Raw genomic sequence first — 201 nt, 5'->3', positions numbered from 1 at the left:
GCTCGACTTGTAGGTCTCGCAGTCAAGCTCCCTTATGCCTTTGCACTCTACGAATGATTTCCAACCATTCTGAGGGAACCTTTGGGCGCCTCCGTTACACTTTAGGAGGCGCCCGCCCCAGTCAAACTGCCCACCTGACACTGTCTCCCGGGTCGATAAGACCCGTAGGTTAGAATTTCAATACAGTCAGGGCGGTATCCC

General features: G+C 54.2%; 1 rRNA gene. It reads right to left on the bottom strand.

Annotated features, from left to right (window positions below):
* A 23S ribosomal RNA gene (locus tag MR071_RS25435) occupies positions 1-201 on the bottom strand; the annotation flags it as partial.

The organism is Bacillus cereus group sp. BfR-BA-01316 (assembly GCF_022664195.1).
Taxonomy (GTDB): domain Bacteria; phylum Bacillota; class Bacilli; order Bacillales; family Bacillaceae_G; genus Bacillus_A.
The sequence above is the reverse complement of the archived record's forward strand: the minus strand, read 5'-3'. Positions and strand labels throughout refer to the sequence as shown.